This window comes from Spirosoma pulveris, assembly GCF_054781875.1.
The window spans coordinates 353,764-371,577 of record NZ_BAAGTO010000007.1 but is presented as its reverse complement, the minus strand read 5'-3'; the positions used below and the strand labels follow the sequence as shown (position 1 = coordinate 371,577).

General features: G+C 49.2%; 15 protein-coding genes. 9 read left to right on the top strand and 6 right to left on the bottom strand.

The window, feature by feature from the left end; translation table 11 throughout:
- Positions 1-87: 87 nt before the first annotated feature.
- The 5 genes from ACYVJM_RS22840 to pdhA all read right to left on the bottom strand — a co-directional run bounded on the left by ACYVJM_RS22840 (position 88) and on the right by pdhA (position 3,972).
- The gene (locus ACYVJM_RS22840) at positions 88-534 is read right to left on the bottom strand and encodes a barstar family protein (RefSeq protein WP_461150543.1); all 447 of its coding nucleotides are present in this window, start codon (positions 532-534) and stop codon (positions 88-90) included.
- Positions 535-726: 192 nt separating this feature from the next.
- Entirely contained in the window at positions 727-1,023 is a 297-nt protein-coding gene (locus ACYVJM_RS22835; protein ID WP_461150542.1) for a muconolactone Delta-isomerase family protein, read from the bottom strand.
- 11 nt (positions 1,024-1,034) lie between these two features.
- Positions 1,035-1,685: an alpha/beta hydrolase gene (locus ACYVJM_RS22830; RefSeq protein WP_461150541.1), complete on the bottom strand. Its 651-nt coding sequence runs from the start codon at positions 1,683-1,685 to the stop codon at positions 1,035-1,037.
- Positions 1,686-1,764: 79 nt separating this feature from the next.
- A complete protein-coding gene (locus ACYVJM_RS22825; protein WP_461150540.1) occupies positions 1,765-2,709 on the bottom strand; it encodes a ring-cleaving dioxygenase in 945 nt (314 codons plus the stop codon).
- 204 nt (positions 2,710-2,913) lie between these two features.
- Positions 2,914-3,972 carry a pyruvate dehydrogenase (acetyl-transferring) E1 component subunit alpha gene (gene pdhA / locus ACYVJM_RS22820; RefSeq protein ID WP_461150539.1) on the bottom strand — a complete coding sequence of 353 codons (1,059 nt, stop codon included), beginning with the start codon at positions 3,970-3,972 and terminating at the stop codon, positions 2,914-2,916.
- Positions 3,973-4,160: 188 nt separating this feature from the next.
- Here pdhA and recF point away from each other — a divergent pair, with 188 nt between their 5' ends.
- From recF to ACYVJM_RS22795, 5 genes are all read left to right on the top strand, one after another.
- Entirely contained in the window at positions 4,161-5,267 is a 1,107-nt protein-coding gene (gene recF, locus ACYVJM_RS22815; RefSeq protein WP_461150538.1) for a DNA replication/repair protein RecF, read from the top strand.
- Between the two features lie 267 nt (positions 5,268-5,534).
- Positions 5,535-6,161: a TetR/AcrR family transcriptional regulator gene (locus tag ACYVJM_RS22810; protein WP_461150537.1), complete on the top strand. Its 627-nt coding sequence runs from the start codon at positions 5,535-5,537 to the stop codon at positions 6,159-6,161.
- Positions 6,148-7,806 carry a TolC family protein gene (locus ACYVJM_RS22805; RefSeq protein ID WP_461150536.1) on the top strand — a complete coding sequence of 553 codons (1,659 nt, stop codon included), beginning with the start codon at positions 6,148-6,150 and terminating at the stop codon, positions 7,804-7,806. Before ACYVJM_RS22810 ends, ACYVJM_RS22805 begins: the two co-directional genes overlap by 14 nt.
- Positions 7,807-7,824: 18 nt before the next feature.
- Positions 7,825-8,952, top strand: coding sequence for an efflux RND transporter periplasmic adaptor subunit (locus tag ACYVJM_RS22800; RefSeq protein ID WP_461150535.1), 1,128 nt, complete (start codon positions 7,825-7,827; stop codon positions 8,950-8,952).
- Between the two features lie 87 nt (positions 8,953-9,039).
- Positions 9,040-12,474, top strand: coding sequence for an efflux RND transporter permease subunit (locus ACYVJM_RS22795; RefSeq protein ID WP_461150534.1), 3,435 nt, complete (start codon positions 9,040-9,042; stop codon positions 12,472-12,474).
- Positions 12,475-12,554: 80 nt separating this feature from the next.
- On the opposite strand, the gene ACYVJM_RS22790 is transcribed toward ACYVJM_RS22795, so the two are convergent.
- Positions 12,555-13,346 (bottom strand): carbohydrate-binding family 9-like protein, encoded by a 792-nt coding sequence (locus ACYVJM_RS22790; RefSeq protein WP_461150533.1) that lies wholly within the window; start codon positions 13,344-13,346, stop codon positions 12,555-12,557.
- Between the two features lie 195 nt (positions 13,347-13,541).
- Between ACYVJM_RS22790 and ACYVJM_RS22785 the strand changes: the two genes are divergently transcribed.
- The 4 genes from ACYVJM_RS22785 (at position 13,542) to ACYVJM_RS22770 (ending at position 17,752) form a co-directional block, all read left to right on the top strand.
- Complete coding sequence (locus tag ACYVJM_RS22785) at positions 13,542-14,876, top strand: hypothetical protein (RefSeq protein ID WP_461150532.1); 1,335 nt, start codon at positions 13,542-13,544, stop codon at positions 14,874-14,876.
- Between the two features lie 6 nt (positions 14,877-14,882).
- Positions 14,883-16,163 carry a metallophosphoesterase gene (locus tag ACYVJM_RS22780; RefSeq protein WP_461150531.1) on the top strand — a complete coding sequence of 427 codons (1,281 nt, stop codon included), beginning with the start codon at positions 14,883-14,885 and terminating at the stop codon, positions 16,161-16,163.
- A 132-nt stretch (positions 16,164-16,295) separates the two neighbouring features.
- The gene (locus ACYVJM_RS22775; RefSeq protein WP_461150530.1) at positions 16,296-17,174 is read left to right on the top strand and encodes a dienelactone hydrolase family protein; all 879 of its coding nucleotides are present in this window, start codon (positions 16,296-16,298) and stop codon (positions 17,172-17,174) included.
- A 152-nt stretch (positions 17,175-17,326) separates the two neighbouring features.
- Positions 17,327-17,752 carry a hypothetical protein gene (locus ACYVJM_RS22770; RefSeq protein WP_461150529.1) on the top strand — a complete coding sequence of 142 codons (426 nt, stop codon included), beginning with the start codon at positions 17,327-17,329 and terminating at the stop codon, positions 17,750-17,752.
- Positions 17,753-17,814 lie beyond the last annotated feature (62 nt).

Here is a 17,814-nt window from a genome sequence, read left to right as displayed (position 1 = left end):
TTGTATGACACACAAATAGCCGCTGGAAGGTCTTTCCGGCGGCTATTTGTGTAACAGCAGGTTTTGAAATTTTGTTGCGTTCGGTGGTTATTTAGGCGTTGATAATTGGGCATAGGCTATGCTCTCAGCATCCAGCATCTTACTGATTCTTGGACTGTCTTCAAATACTATAATTATTTCCTTTTTCTCAAGTCCTTCGTCCTCATCCACCCATTTCCAATCTTCAGCGGTAGCATCCAGGATACTGAGTACACTGCCTATTTTGGCGGGGTCGCGCTCTTTATTGATGAATTCACTCGTGTTAGTGAAGTACAGAACTACTCGTTCATCCTCCAGCCATTGCAAATCATTCAGTGCGTCATTTAGGGCTTCCAGTGTAAAACCAAAGTTTGGAATCTCCAGTAAATCAGCCATTTCTTCGTAAAACTGACGTAGTGTTACAGCGTGTTTACCATCGATGTTAGCGATGAAATCGTTAGCAAAATGGGCTTCAAGTTCACGTTCGCTCTGGCAAATGAGGATATTGGGTGTCATGAGATCGTTATAAAGAAACGCTTGAAATGATGTTGAAGAGAAGTTTCACGTGGAACTGAAAATCAAGCAGTTATGCAGCTAAGTAACCAGTTTTACCCTGGTTACTTAAGTGAATCAGGATACAAAGTACTTACAAAAGTACAATTTTAGTAAATAAAAAACCCTCCATGTTGAGAGGGTTTTTCGGGATACTTAGTTAAGAGAAAAAAGCGGAATTCGAGCGGCCACCATATTGTGAAACATCAGTTCCGTGATCATGGGTGTCATATACTTGATAAGGGGAAATTCAGATATAGATTCAATGACTTCCAATTCTGAATCCGCTTTACAAATGCACCAAAGTTTATGTCGGTCGATAGAGAGTGAATATGACAGTAAAAAACCCTTCTCCATCAACTCATCCACTTTGAGCCGTTGGGCAGGAATTCGATTCTCGAATCCTTCATCAAGCACGGTCGGAAGATCAAATTCAACCATATATTGGCTCATAGGCATTATCGTTAGGTAGCAGCCAGGCTAGGACGTTCACCGGCTATTAGCAAATTAACAATGTTTAGCTCATCTTCGTTAATAGTGTGCGGAAAATTTGGATACAATTTAGTCGTCACGTCAGCACCAAGGTTCTGAAAAACGATCTCAGATTCCAGAACCCGCTTTTTAGGAACGTGAGAATCTGCATCGCTGCACCCTAAAAAAATCAGTGTTTTATCTAATGAACCCCCATATTGGCGAGGGGTATCGTCCGGACCGATCAACCCGCCACTCAACCCGAATACACCGCCATATTCCGATGCATGGCGGGCAACGAATTCGAGCATCAGGCAAGCTCCCTGCGAAAACCCAAGCCAGTATATCTGAGGCAGTTTAAAATTAAAGTCAGCCTGAAGTCTGCCGCGTAAGCTTGCCAGCACTTCGAGAGCAGAGGATAAGTAAGGCTCGTTTTCGTTCATGGGCCGTAGAAACGAGTACGGATACCAGGTGTTTCCCTGAGCTTCGGGCGCAATAAATGCAAAGTCCTTATCCTGTATATGGTTGGATAAGGACAAGATATCCTTTGCTGAACCACCACGTCCATGCACCATAACCATAACTTTAGTGGCTTCTTCCAGCGGTTTACCAGCCGTAAGAATGTTATTTGGATTGTGTATCATAAGAGGATGAACACAAAGTCATGGAGAACACAAAGTTTAAATAAATATCAATTATGTGTGTTCTCCATGACTCTATGTATTAAAATCTGTTCAGACTAATTAAGGGCAACTCAGCTTCAATTTTGGCCCGTCGGGGTTCGTATTGTGAGGGCAGTTTTAAGGCTGTACCCAACTCAGCCAGCGGCTCATCAACGGTAAATCCGGGAGGATTGGTAGCTATTTCGAACAGAATTCCGCCCGGCTCCCGGAAATAAATACTGTTAAAATAATTTCGGTCCTGAACGGGAGTAACATGATAACCGGATTCGGATAACTGCTGTTGAATAATCAACTGCGTTTCATCGGAGTCCGTCGAAAAAGCAACGTGGTGAACCGAACCAGCCCCTTGCAAGGCATGCACATCTTTAGGCGAATGCAGTACGTCAACGAAGTTACCGGAACCACCAACACCCGCTTTAAACCGTAAACGTCCTTCCTCCTCACCTACCAGCGTATGCTGCATTGTTTCCGTTAACAGTTTAACCGTCCGGTCGGGGTTGAGTTCGTTCAGTGTAACGGTGTGAAAACCCCGAACGGCATACTCGGCAGGGATACGGCCATTGTCCCAACCCGGGCGATTGTCATCATCCGTAAAGACGAGTTCGATGCCCATGCCGTCGAAATCCTCAAAACGCACGTAGGTTTCCGAAAACCGTTTATACGGACCAGCGTATGGAATATTCCGCTCGTGCAATCGATCCATCCAGAAGCTGAGGGCCGCAATAGGAGCCGAAAACGCCGTGTAGGTTAGCTGACCAACTCCTTTCCGACCACGGGGCAAATTACCATAAGGGAAAAATGTTAGTATGGTGCCGGGCGAACCCGTTTCATTTCCATAATACAAATGGTAAACATCCGGGGCATCGAAATTGACGGTCTTTTTTACCAGACGTAAGCCAAGTATGTCTGTATAATAGTCAACATTGCGTTGTGTATCGCCAGCAAGGGTAGTGACGTGATGTAAGCCGTTTATGAGCGTTTCCATATGTGTTGAATGTTTTTAACTGGTTAAAAGGATTTAAATGTTTCTACATTTGATGTATATACATTTAATTTTGATAAAATGTTCAAAACTAGTGAAGCAAAAATACAAGTAGTTGAGAAATAGCTATTATCAGGCAAAAAACAAAAATGAGAGCGTTCGGAAGATCATCCAAACGCTCTCATTAACCTTAATTTCAGAAAGGTTCTATTCCATCAGGAATGGATAATCTTCCTGCATATAAACGTCTTTAAATGCTTCTTCAGGCGCCGGATAAGGAGACTCTTCGGCAAACTTGACGGATTCATCAACAATGACTTTTATTTTCTGATCAATGGCATTCAAATCATCTTCCGTAGCAAGACCTTTTTCGAGGATAGCGGCTTTTACCTGCTCAATTGGATCGCGGAGTTTGTATTCTTCCACTTCTTCCTTCTTGCGGTATTTCTGGGGGTCAGACATCGAGTGACCACGATACCGGTACGTCCGAAACTCCAGGAACGTTGGGCCCTCTCCGGCGCGCGCGCGCTCGGCGGCACGACTTACTGCTTCGTGAACCGCTTCAACGCTCATCGCGTCGACCGGCTCGGATGGCATGTCGTAAGCCTCTGCCAGAGTATACAGATCGGTTACGTTCGACGTACGTGCAACGGAGGTTCCCATGGCGTATCCGTTATTCTCAACCACGAAAATTACGGGTAGCTTCCACAGCATGGCCATGTTGAAGGCCTCGTGCAAGGCACCCTGACGAACGGCACCATCGCCCATGAAGGTGATGCAAAGATTACCGGTCTTGTTATATTTTTCAGAGAAGGCAATACCCGCTCCCATTGGAATCTGAGCACCTACGATGCCGTGACCGCCAATGAAATTGACTGATTTATCGAAGATGTGCATCGAACCACCTTTCCCTTTCGATGAACCGGTTTGTTTGGCAAACAACTCGGCCATAATTGCTTTCGGGTCGGAGCCCAGGGCAATTGGGATACCATGGTCGCGGTAAGCGGTAATCCACTTGTCATCTTTGGTCAGGGCCGTAAAAGAACCTGACGAGCAGGCTTCCTGACCAATGTAAAGATGGCAAAACCCACGAATTTTCTGTTGACCGTACAGTTGACCGGCTTTCTCTTCAAATTTCCGCTGCAACTGCATGGATTCATACCAATACATGTACCGCTCTTTGGGGTGCTGTATTTTCTCGGCTACGGCTGCCGGAGCTGCCGGAGCTTTACCATTCTGTTTGGATTTCTCTTTGACGCTTGCCATGAGGAATGTGTTCGATAAAATGAGCTATCGCAGGCGCTCTGCCGTACCTGGCTAACCGGCTAAGGGTCTGTTAACCTAACAAACCGACCGTATCTTTGTTGCCAAATTGATTGCGCACGCGGTTATAGTGACCAAAAGCGCAACTAATTCCCGCGAAATTACGCATTATCGCGTTATCTGCTACTCTCATGCATCTTGAAAAGCTAAGCCTGACCAATTTTAAGAACTATGAAGATGTTCGGTACACCTTTAGCAGGCAGGTAAATGTGCTGGTAGGGCCTAATGGAAGCGGAAAAACCAACTTACTGGATGCCGTCTATTTCCTGTCGCTGAGCAAGAGTGCTTTCCAAAGCCAGGATGCAATGAGCATTTTGCACGATACGGACTACTTTATCATCGACGGAATATTTGAAGAACACGACGACCGCACCGTTCAGATTACCATCAGTCTGCAAAGAGGACAGCGCAAGGTGCTGATGGCCGACAAGAAACCGTATGAGCGAATAAGTGAGCATATTGGCCGGTTTCCGGTTGTGCTGGTTGCGCCCAACGATACAGACCTTGTTCGGGAACATAGCGAAGATCGACGGCACTTTTTCGATGGGGTCCTCTCCCAGCTCGACCCGGAGTACCTCCGTAATTACCTCATGTACCAGCAGATACTGAAACAGCGAAACAGTCTGCTCAAGCTTTTTGCGGAGCGAAATCAGGTGGATAATGACTTGCTGGATACGTACGACGAACCCCTGCTGGACCTGGGACAGAAGATTCACGACCGTCGGCGTCTGTTCATAGACGAGTTTTTGCCCGGTTTCCGGTCGCATTACGCTTACCTGAGCGACGACCGGGAAGAGGTAACGATCCTGTACGAGTCGGAGGTGAGTAACCCTGCCTTTGCCGACGAGTTCAGGCACTTTCGTCGGCGCGATACCGTGCTCCAGCGAACAACGATGGGGATTCATAAGGATGATTACTCATTCATTATTGAATCAGGAAATGGCCGGCCGCCCGTACCGCTAAAGAAGTTTGGGTCGCAGGGGCAGCAGAAAACGTTTGTTATTGCCCTCAAACTAGCCCAGTTTGCTCAATTAGAGGCTGAGAAAGGAATAAAGCCCATTCTGTTGCTGGATGATATTTTCGACAAACTGGACGACCGGCGTATTGGTAAACTGATTCAGCAAATGGACGAAGGCGTATTTGGACAACTCTTCATCACCGACGCTCGCCCCGAGCGCACACGCGAACTGCTTACGAATGTCAAGGCTGATATCAAGTTCTTTGAGATTGGCAGTTGAACAGGTCGAAGCACGAAAATTATTCATAGGTTAACTAAAGGTGAGTAACGGCCAGGCGTCGTAACTCGGTCATTGGTCAGGTTAGATCACGCAAACAGCTGGAAACAGTCAGGTACTAAAAAAGCCCGGAGCCGGAGAGGTTCGTCGGGCTTTTTGGTTGTTTCACTCTGTCATTTCGGCCGTTCATCATATTCTCCAAACTTACTTCGGAAACTGCGAACTATATTTGAGTTTCCGGAGTTCATCCAGCAAAAGTTCTATTCATTGATGAAAGAAAGAATTCTGGAAGAGGCTGAGCGATTGTTTTGGAAGTACGGCGTCCGGTCGGTAACGATGGAGGATATTGCCCGAAATCTGGGTATATCCAAGAGAACAATTTACCAGCATTTTTCTGATAAAGAACAGATTCTGTATCAGGTTATTGAGAGTAAAATTGGCCGAAATCTCTCAGAAATGAACTGTATGGTGGTTGAGACGGCAAATCCGGTGGAGGAGCTTCTGAGTGTTTTGAACATGATGCAGCGAAACGCCGACCATGTGAGCCCAAACTTACTTATTGATGTAAAACGATACTATCCCCAGGCATTCACACTATTCAGTAAGTATAAAGAGGATGCGATAATGCGATCTATTCTTGAAAATATCCAAAAAGGTATTTCTCAAGGACTATACCGCGCCGACATAAGCCCGGCTATTTTAGCCCGTTTGCGGGTCGAACAAATTGAGCTGGCTTTCAATGACGAGATTTTCCCCACCGACCAGTACACTATGCACGACATACAGTACGAACTGATTCATCACTTCGTGCGCGGCATGCTTACCGAAAAAGGCTTCACCATTTACAATCAGTTTTTGAATAAAGGAGTACAACCGATTATTTATGAAGACAAATAGTATACTTTTTGTGGCTGCACTTTGGCTACCTAGCGTCTGGCTTGGGGCTGGAGCCAGGGCGCAAGTGCCTACACAGCCTTCTGTTGGGCAGCAGCCAACCGGGGCTGCAGCAAGCGGCCAGCAACCGGGAGCACAGCAACCTGCAGGTACCGGAGCTATAGTAGCTCAACCAGGCACTACACCGGGTACGGGTGTGTCGGTCCCGTCGCAGCCAGGGATCAATTCGCAGACCGAAGGACCTTCCATAAATTCGTCAAACGGCCCCGTAAATCTTCAGCCTAACGTAATTACAACATTTAACTCTGGCTTGGGACTGTCTCCAACTGGCTTAACGCCATCGGGTCAGCAAGGTGCGGGTAAATCATTTACCTTACAGGAAGCAATAGATTTCGCTATTAACCAGAACATCAATGTCCGGAATAGTAAACTTGATGGAGCCAGTGCGGAAGCACGCATTCGGGAGATTAAGGCATCGGCATTACCGCAGGTATCGATTAGTTCCTCGCTGACCGATAATGTAATTATTCAGAAAGCATTCTTACCTGCCAACACGTTTGATCCGACGGCACCAGCTGATCTTTCCATTCCGGTAAAGTTTGGTGTTAATTACTCGGCTAATGCCACGGCTAGTGTGAATCAGGTTATTTACAGCGCCAGTCTGAATGTTGGGCTGCGAGCCGCTGCCACGTATCGTGAACTGGCTCAGCGGAACTTACAGTCTAGCAAAGTAACTGTGGCAGAGCAAGTTGCCAAAGCTTACTATGGCGTGCTGGTTGCGTTGGAACGAGCCAAATTGCTCGATTACAACATAGGTCGCCTGGATACACTGCTGAAGGAAACCGGTGCCATGAATAAGCAGGGTTTTGTAGAACGGCTAGATGTACAACGTCTGGAGGTACAGGCGAACAATCTACAGGCCGAGCGACAGAATGTGCAGAACCTCATTGAATTAAGCTACACCTTATTGAAATACCAGATGGGGTTGGGCATTAACGACGAGATTACACTCGCCGAGCAGTTGCAGGATCGTAATATAGAGGACCTCCGGCTCTTAGTTTCGCCTGATCCAACCTTCAGATATAGTAGCCGTATTGAATATTCGACCTTGGAAACACAAATCAAACTGGCTGAGCAGGATGTTGAATTAACACAAAAAGGCTACTTCCCTTCTCTTTCTGCTTTTGCTAACTATGGTTACAATAGTGGTCGAAATACGTTTGGTCAGCTCATCACAGCGCCCTGGCTTAACTTTTCGACTATTGGGCTGAGTTTACAGGTTCCTATTTTCGACGGTTTTCAGAAGAAGTATCAGATTGTTCAGAAACGGATTACGTTGCAAAAAGCCCAGAATAGCGGTGAGTTGCTTCGTAACTCAATTGATCTACAGATCCGGCAATCAAGTATCACGTTGAAAAATAGTTTACAGACGCTTCAGACCCAGCAACGTAACCGCGACCTGGCTCAGGAGATTGTTCGGGTAACACAGATCAAGTACAAAGAAGGCGTTGGATCGAGTATCGAAGTTCTCAACGCCGAATCGTCACTTCGCGAAGCACAGACCAATTACTTCGCATCTTTATACGATTTTCTAATCACAAAGGTTGACCAGGACAGATCCTTAGGTCGGCTTTATATAGGAAACTAAAACTTTAAAACACCTGAAATGAAATCATACTACGCAATTGCCCTGGTGAGCTTATTAGCGGCCTGCTCGGGAGAAAAGAAAACAGATGTACAGGGTAAACGGGAGGAACTGACCGAGCTGAAATCCCAGCAAACGGAGTTGACTACCAAAATCAAGACGCTGGAGGCCGAACTGGCAAAACTGGAACCAAAAAAGAAAGAAGACGAGCGGGTCAAAGACGTAACGGTATCGCCGGTTGCTGCCACAACGTTTAAGCACTTTGTGGAATTACAGGGTACGATTGATGCAAAAAACAACGTGCAGGTATCGCCCAAATCGGGGGGTGTCGTCACGGCGGTTTATGTGAAAGAAGGGGATCAGGTACGGGCCGGACAGGCGATCGCCAAAATTGATGATCAACTGCTGCGGGAGTCGATGGCCGAGGTGAAAACCCAGCTATCACTGGTAAACACGGTTTATGAAAAACAGGCGGCTTTGTGGAATCAGCAGATCGGTACGGAAATTCAGTACCTGCAGGCGAAAAACAACAAAGAATCGCTCGAGCGCCGATTGGCCACCCTCAACGCGCAACTGGGCCAGTCAACGGTAACAGCACCGATATCCGGCGTTGTGGATCAGGTAATGGTCAAGATTGGTCAGTCGGCAGCACCCGGCATGGGACTTGTTCGAGTGGTGAATTTGTCCCAGCTGAAAGTGGTAGCCAAAGTATCGGATAACTATTCGGGCAGCGTTCACAAAGGGGATGCTGTGCTAATCGACTTTCCGGACTTACAGAGAAGCCTGAACTCGCGTATCTCGTTTGTGGCAACAACGGTAGACCCGCTGACCCGGACGTTCACCATTGAGGCCCCTCTCCCATCCGACAATGCGCTCAAACCAAACATGCTGGCGCGCATCAAGATCAACGACGACACAAAAGCCAACGCCATTGTGATCAACCAGAACCTGATTCAAAGCACAGAAAACGGGCAACTGGTGTATGTAGCCGTGAGCGAAGGCGGTAAGAAAGTAGCCAAAGCGCGGACCATTAAAACGGGACCATCGTACGGCGGTCAGATTGCCATCACGCAGGGATTACAGGCCGGTGACCAGATCGTGACCACGGGCTACCAGGATTTGGTTGACGGACAGGCGATCAATTTTTAATCAGGTTTTGGTTGTTGATTTCGGATGGCTCATCCACAGATTAGTACACCCGAAAATCAACAACCATAGACCGAAAACTCCTTCTTTATGAAATTTGAACAGTACAAAACCCTCGGATTCACCAACTGGTGCGTGGAGAACCGAACGGCGATTTACATCTTCACCTTCCTGATTACCATTGGTGGGCTGTTCGTTTATAACAACCTGCCGAAAGAGCAGTTTCCGGACATCAAGGTGCCGCAGGTGTACATCAACACGGTGTATGTAGGAACGGCACCGGCCGATATTGAAAATACCATCAATAAGCAGATCGAGAAGCAGCTGAAGTCCATTTCGGGCGTTAAGCGCATTAAATCGAATGCCTTACAGGACGTTTCGGTTATTCTAATCGAATTTAACCCGGATGTCAATTCGGCGGAGGCCCTGCAACGGGTTCGCGATGCCATTGACAAAGCAAAGCCCGATCTGCCGCAAAAGCTCGATGCCGGTCCAACGGCGCAGGATGTTGACTTCTCCGAAATGGCGATCATGAACATAAACATGGCCGGTAATTTCTCGCTGAAACAACTGAAAGAGTACGCCGAGGATTTACAGGACGTCATTGAAGGGATGCCCGAAATTCGGCGAGTCGACATCGTTGGGGCACTGGATCGCGAAATTCAGATCAACGTCGATCTTCCCCGCATGCAGTCGGCGGGTCTGGCATTCTCGGACATTCAACAGGCGATACAAGGCGAAAACGTGAACGTATCGGGCGGGGAACTGCCCATTGACGGCGTTCGTCGGACGGTGCGCGTGAAAGGTGAATTTACCGATGTTACCCAGCTACAGAATCTGCAGATTCGGACGGCAACGGGTGCTACGGTACGGCTCGGCGACATTGCTGATGTTCGTGATAACTTCGAAGAACAGCAGAACTTCGCCCGGTTGAACAACAAATCGGTTGTTACGTTGAACGTGATCAAACGCGCCGGAGCCAACCTGATTTCAGCCGCCGACCGGATCGAGAAAACAATTGAAGACTATAAAGAGACCCGTTTCCCTGAAGGTCTGGAAGTGAAAATCACCGCTGACCAATCAGAGCGGACGCGCGAAAACGTCAATGACCTGATTAACACTGTCGTATTGGGCTTCATTTTCGTGGTATTGATTCTGATGTTCTTCATGGGCGTTCGGGATGCCATCTTCGTGGGTCTGTCAGTACCGCTGTCGGCCCTGGTGGCTTTCGTCCTGATGCCGATTTTGGGACCAGCGGTTGGTGCTTCGTTTACACTGAACACCATGGTGCTCTTTGCCTTCCTGCTTGGATTGGGGCTCGTGGTCGATGATGCCATTGTGGTTATCGAAAACTCGCACCGACTTTTCAACGAGAACAAAGACTGGAACATCAAACAGGCCGTAAAAGCGGCTGCGGGTGAGGTATTCGTGCCGGTTTTATCGGGAACACTAACGACCATTGCGCCGTTCTTTCCGCTGCTGTTCTGGCCGGGTATCGTGGGCGAGTTCATGAAATTCCTACCCCTGACGCTTATCCTAACACTGTTCGCTTCCCTTTTCGTTGCCTACGTGATCAACCCGGTATTTGCCGTAACGTTCATGAAACGGCATGACGACGACAACCACGAAGACAAGCAGACCTTCCAGGAAATTAAGCGACCGCTCATGATCATGACGGTGCTGGCGGGTGTTGGCTACGTCGTTGACCGGGGTATTGGCAACCTGTTCGTGCTGTTCATCATTCTGTATGTGTTCAACCACTACGTACTGACGCCGAAACTGATTGTGCCTTTCCAGGAGCGGTTATTACCCGCGCTCAAGAATGGATATCGTCGGTTGATTTCGTGGATATTGACGGGATGGCGTCCGGTTGGGGCTATTGGTGCGGCTTTTGGTTTGCTGATACTGACCTTCATCATCGTCGGTATCGCCAAGCCTAAAGTGCTATTCTTCCCGAGTGGTGAGCCCGATTACATTTACGTGTACAACGTAATGCCCATTGGTACGGATGCCCGCGTAACCGATTCCATCACAAGGGTTATTGAGAAGCGCGTCTTTAAGGTACTGGAAGAGAACAAGGCAACCGATATTGTTAACTCCGTTATTTCTAACGTGGGTAAGAATGCCGGTGACCCAATGAACCCCGACCGTTCGGCTACGCCACAAAAGTCGAAAGTGACGATTGCGTTCAAGCCAAACGAAGAACGGAATGGTATTTCGACGGACTCGCTGCTGGCCAAAGTACGGGTGGCGGTGAGTGGTTTGCCGGGTACGGAGCTATCCGTAGAGCGGGAATCGAACGGACCGCCAACGGGTAAACCAATTGCCATTGAAATTGCCGGTGAGGAATTTGATGAACTTCAGAAACTCGAAAAACAGGTTCGGCAGAAGATTTCTCAGGCCGGCATTAAGGGAATTGATCAGCTGAAATCGGATCTGATCACGAACAAACCCGAAATCGTTATCAACATCGACCGGGAAAAAGCAGAGCGTGAAGGCATTTCGTCGGGCCAGGTGGCGCTGGCCATCCGGACTGCCCTATTTGGTTTAGAGGTGTCGAAGTTCCGCGATGCGAAGGACGAATACCCGATCATGGTGCGTTTGAAATCCGACGACCGGAGCCAGATCGACAAGTTGTTAAGTCTGAATGTGGTCTATCGGGACATGGTTATGGGCGGGCAACTGCGTCAGGTGCCGATTACGTCGGTCGCTAACATCAGCTATTCGACAACCTTTAGCCAGATCAACCGGAAAAACCAGCAGCGCCTTGTTACGTTAAGTTCCGACGTAGTGCCGGGCTATAACGCTAACCAGATTGTGGCTCAGATTCAGGAAGTCATCAAAGAAATTGACGTTCCGAATGGCTATACGCTCAAAATGGGTGGCGAACAGGAAGACCAGCAGGAGTCGATGAACTTCCTGGTGTCAGCTTTCGGCATTGCCATGATGCTTATCTACCTGATTATGGCAACCCAGTTCAACTCGGTGGTGAAACCGCTGATTATCTTCGTAACTATTCTCTTCTCGCTGATTGGCGTACTGCTCGGGTTCGTGATTTTCAATAAGGAGTTCTCCGTCATCATGTCGGGTGTAGGTATTATCGCCCTCGCCGGAATTGTGGTGAAAAACGGGATTCTGCTGATCGAATTCATCGAAGAGCTGCGTGGACGGGGCGTTCCCTTACGTGAGGCCATTATCGAAGCGGGCGGTATTCGTCTGACGCCGGTATTGCTAACCGCTTCGGCCGCCGTACTGGGTCTGATTCCGTTAGCCCTGGGCATCACGGTCGATTTCGTGGGCCTGTTCCGTGATTTCGATCCGCACATCATTGTTGGTGGCGACAGTTCCGTGTTCTGGAACATCCTGGCCTGGACCATCATCTTCGGCTTGACGTTCTCTACCATTCTAACACTGGTCATTGTGCCCTGTATGTATTGGGTCAACGAGCGCATCCGGATGAAGTGGTTCGGCAAAAAGGACCCGGCTCTGGAACGTAAGGAGGAGTTGGAAGAAGAGTTGGTTTAATTGGTTTAGCTTTATAAAGAGTGAAAGGCGAAAGAGCGATGAGTCCCGTGGGGATTTATCGCTCTTTCGCCTTTCACTCTTTATTTAAACACAACTCGGCTCCATTTCTCAGGCTGATGGGTGTCGTAAACGCCGTGGGGCGTCATAACCATGGCCGGATGCGGCTGCACTTCGCTGCCTGACGCCATCAATTTCTGGAATCGGCCCAGAAACATGCGCCATTCATCGCCGGGTTGAGGAGGCAGGTTACGACCGTTAGCCAGCCACGTTAGGCTGTCCCACGGAATAGCTATTTCCAGCGACCAGCCTTTGTCAATGTCGCTGTTGTCGTTCAGGGTGCCATCAATCTGAACGGCCGTTTCCAGGCCGGGCATGTCGTAGTTCAGGAATGCCCAGCGCAGGCCGCGCGGGTGCGTGCCGTACCAGAAGGAGGGGCCGCTGCGGTCGAGGTCACCGCCGAAGGTGAGCGCCTGCGGGGCGAATACATCGAATTGAGGAGTGTCGAACCGGCTGCCACGCTGGTAGGCATCTTTCCAGATGAAAAATACTTCGTACACCGTGTTTCGGGCATTCACTTCCAGTTCGTAATAACAGTCGCTCCCATCAATGAAGAGTTCGAGGTCGCTTTCCAGAAAGATGATGGAATCCCGTTCGGTCAAGTGCGCTTCCACGAAAGGCTCTTCGGCCTGAAAGGCAACGTACAGGTGCGTGTTGTTCCAGACGATAGCCGCTTTGGTGTCGTACATGCCCGGCGCTCCCGAGGCCATATCTACAAAGCGGGGGCTCCAGACGGCCTGTTTCCAGATCTGTTTTGATAAATCCCCGTCGACTGTTATTGACTCCGTTATTTTGGTGGCAGTGTATGAATCCATATAGAGTTAAAGGGCTTACAGTGTAAACCGGATAGTTCACATGACAAACGGACTATTGAACTATTAAACATAACGCATTTTTGTCATCCCGGCGCCAGAAGGAAATCTTCGTTCGGGCCTGCGTTTCTCCTGCCGTCGGAATGACAAAAATACGATTGTGTAATTACAGTGAACCGCCTACCTTTAGCAACTATCATGGAGACACAAAATCACATCGTAACTACACTGATTGTAGGGGCTTTAGCCGCTCTATCGTTCATTGGCTGTTCCGGCAAAAAAGAGGCTGATCAGCAAACCATCGCTGTGCCGGCGTACAAACTCATTCCCGCCAAACGGGTATTATTCAACTCCTTCGTGGACTGTAACATGGCCGAAGCCTGGGTGGGAGATACGTTCCGGATTTTTCCGGGCAAGTACGGCGAAGACCCGCTTTGGGGCAACGCCCGCGACCTGAAATATGCCGATGGGAAAAACGCTGAGGAAGCCTTTGCCCGCCAGGGAAAAGATTTCACAGAACCCCAAATGCCCTCGAACGTACCGATTGGGCAGACAGGGTTACACGGTGCCGTCTGGTTCGAGACCGTTTATCAGGACACTACCGACACGTCCGGCAAAACACTTTACGCTGTTTACCACAACGAAAACTACCCGGCTACCCTTCCCTACGACCCGAAAACCGGCGAAGGGTATATCGACAAAAAATGGCCGCAGGGCCTGACCGGTCCAAAGTCGCCCGCTGCGGTTTGCCGGATCGGTATCATGAAATCGACTAATGGCGGGAAAGCCTGGGAAAACAAAGGACTCTTTATCGAAGACCTGCAGCCCCGCATGATTCTTAAGCCACATAATACCTCTAAAACCTTCGCTGGGGGTGTTGGCGATCCCTCTGCCGTAGCCAGTGGCGGCTATCTGTACTTGTTTTACGGGGAGTATGGTTATCCCGGCCAATATGACGAGGCAACTTACGACCGGAAGAAAGAATGGAGCGGACAGTGCATCAGCGTGGCCCGCATTAAACTGAGCGATCTGGATAACCCCGTTGGTAAAGCCCGACGGTGGGATGGCAAAGGCTTCAATGCGCCTTACAATGGTGTGGGCGCACCTATTGCCTCCCTGCAAATTCCGGAAGGTGAAGGCGGTGGGGCCGCTTCCTCGCCAACGGGCGGCTTTCACTGGGGGCCATCCGTAAGTTGGAACACCTATCTTAATTGTTGGGTTATGCTCATGGGCAAAGTTGTAGGGCAGTCGTGGGCAGGAAGCAGCATTCACATTTCGTTCAATCAAAACCGTGATCTGGGCGAAGCTCTTCAATCGCAGGCCTGGTCGAAACCGAAGTTATTGCTCGATAAACCGGGCTTTTTCCTGTGGTATCCATCCCTGCAACCCATGAATACGCCGGACGATATTACCCATAAACATACCTGCCTGCGATTAGGCCGGCGGGCGCGGTTGTTCGTTAAAAATATCAAGCCCGAAAAAAGCGAATACCTGTCCGAATACATCCTTGAATTCAGCAAGAGCACTAACTAAACATTCATGAATCGTACTGCCTTATTTTTCATTCTTCCCGCTATTCTGCTGCTGATCGACTGGTACGTTTTTCAGGCCGTCAAGACCCTCAGCCGGTCGGCTACAGAAAGCACCCAACGGATCATTACTATTGCCTTCTGGGGGTTTACAGCGCTATCGCTGGTGTTGTACGTCATTATGCAGCTGCTCCCCCCCGACTCCATCAGCCGCAACACGCGCACGTTTTTGTGGGCGGCTATTGCCATTCCGTACTTCTCGAAAATTTTCGCCGTACTCATTATCCTGATCGACGACATTGGTCGGTTTTTCCGGTGGATTGTTTCGCTCTTCTACAAGCCTGAGGTTCGGGAAGCGGTTGAAGATTCAACCCGTCAGACGATGCCCGCTACGGACACCATTACCCGCTCCGATTTTCTGATGAAAACGGCGTTGGTAGTCAGTGCTGTGCCGCTGGTTGGTTTTACGTGGGGTATCGTTTCGGGGGCGCACGATTATCGAATTAGGCGCATTAAACTACCGCTGAAGAACCTTCCCTCCGGCTTCAACGGCATGACCATCGCTCAGATATCAGATATTCATTCGGGTAGCTTTTTTAATAAAACAGCTGTGAAAGGGGGTGTCGATATGCTCCTCGGCCAGAAACCGGATATGGTATTCTTCACCGGCGATCTGGTCAACAGCCATGCCGAAGAGGTGAATAGCTACATTGATATTTTCAATAAGGTAAAGGCCCCGTTGGGTGTATACTCCACGCTGGGAAATCACGATTATGGGAAATACGTACAATGGCCAAGCGCGCAGGCCGAACGGCAGAACGTAATGAACGTGGTGGCGGCACACAAGCAGATGGGCTGGAATATTATGCTGGACGAGAATAAAATTCTGGAGCAGAACGGCGATAAGATTGCGCTGATTGGTGTACAGAATCTTGGCTTTGGTCCGGCGGCCTTGCGAGCGGGCAATCTGGCTAAAGCTTACGAAGGCACGCAGGATTACCCCGTCAAGCTGCTCCTATCTCACGACCCCACACACTGGGATGCCGAAGTTCGGCCGAAGTACCCGGACATCGACGTACAGTTCAGCGGCCACACGCACGGCGCTCAGTTTGGCGTCGACCTGGGCGATGTGCGGTGGAGTCCGGCCCAGTATTTCTACAAACAATGGGCGGGCTTGTACCAGGATGGCGACCAACGCTTGTACGTGAACCGTGGCTACGGCTATATCGGCTATCCCGGCCGCGTGGGCATCCTACCCGAAATCACCATTTTCGAGCTGGTGAAAGCCTGATACATGAGCCAATCGCATGTATCGACATCAATTAATAAAAAGCTTGTATTAAATTGCCGTAGCCAATACAATATCGGCCAACTTATTCCCTACTCATTCAGTTACCCTTATCAATTAACCATCATATACTATATGAAAATCGTATTCATTACCGGACTTTCGTTCTTCATGTCGTTGCTGTCGTTGCTGAATATCAAGCCAGCGCAACCTCAGGAAACGGCGATCCCGCTTTGCCATACAACCGCTACCGACGGCGAGGGCAACGACATGTCGGCGATGGCCGCTGACCCGGCTTTCCAGCGACTGCACGAAGCTCCCCTACCCTTTACTTACGTTGGTGCGGGCGAGATGATCAAGTTCTCAACGCCCGACGGTCAATCGGCAAACGGGTTTCTGCTGAAATCGAAAAAGAACTCTAACAAATGGCTGCTCGTGTACCAGGAATGGTGGGGCTTGAACGACAACATCAAGCAACAGGCCGAAACGTTTTACAACGACCTGAAAGACGTGAATGTACTGGCCGTTGACATGTATGATGGGAAAGTGGCGACCGAGCCATCGGAAGCAGGCAAACTGATGCAGGGCGCTAACAAAGACCGGCTGGCCAGTATTATGAAAGGCGCGATCGAATATGCGGGGCCTAAAGCTGAATTTGCCAGCGTAGGCTGGTGTTTCGGTGGCATGCTGTCGTTGCAGTCGGCTATGCTTGAAGGCAAAAAAGCAAAGGGTTGCGTGATGTACTACGGTCGGCCGGAGCAGGACGTGGAGAAGCTGAAAACGCTCGACACCGACGTACTGGGCATTTTTGGTAGCCAGGATAAAGGCATCACGACCGAGGCCGTCAAAATGTTCGAAGAAAACATGGCGAAAGCCGGTGAGAAAGTGACTGTGAAGATGTACGACGCCGGTCACGGCTTTGCCAACCCCAGCAACCCGGTTTATAACAAAGAAGCTGCCGCGGACGCCTACAAACTGGCGCTGAATTATCTGAAAGATAAATTGAAAGCATAAAAACAAACCATCTTATCTTAAATTGAACGCCTGACTACTGCCTAGTAGTCAGGCTTTTTAATTAAACTTTAAGCAGATTCTTTACGTTTTCATTAAACGCCGGGGCCGGTAATCTGTCTAATTGACAAATCGGGTGAAAACCTGCCTCAGCGATGAAAACGATCAAGTGGAGTGGAGTTTTAGCTGGTTTGCTGTTGGGCATAGCCAGTGTTAGTTTTGGACAGGTTTACGGACCCGGTAGTGGCTACGGTCAAGCCTATCCCAATGGAAACGGATACAATCCGAATTACCCAAATGGATACGGAAACGGCCAGGCTTACCCGAACCAGTCCTACCCAAATGGTTATAACAACGGCTACGGGCAGCCTTATCCGAATGGCAATGTGCTATACGATCAGTATGGCCGGCCTTATCCGGTGCAGCCACCCGTGGTAATTGTGCCGCCCAGGGTTGTGATCGTTCCGCCACCGCCACGGGTAGTGTACGCTCCTCCGGTCATTGTCCGGCCGTATGGCGGGTATGGAGCTTACGGTTACGGCCATAGAGGTGGCCGGGGGGGCTACGGCCGCCGTTGGTAATGAGCAGCCTGAACGGTTGCTCAGATCAAACAATAGATTGGTTCAATACGTTAATAATCAAA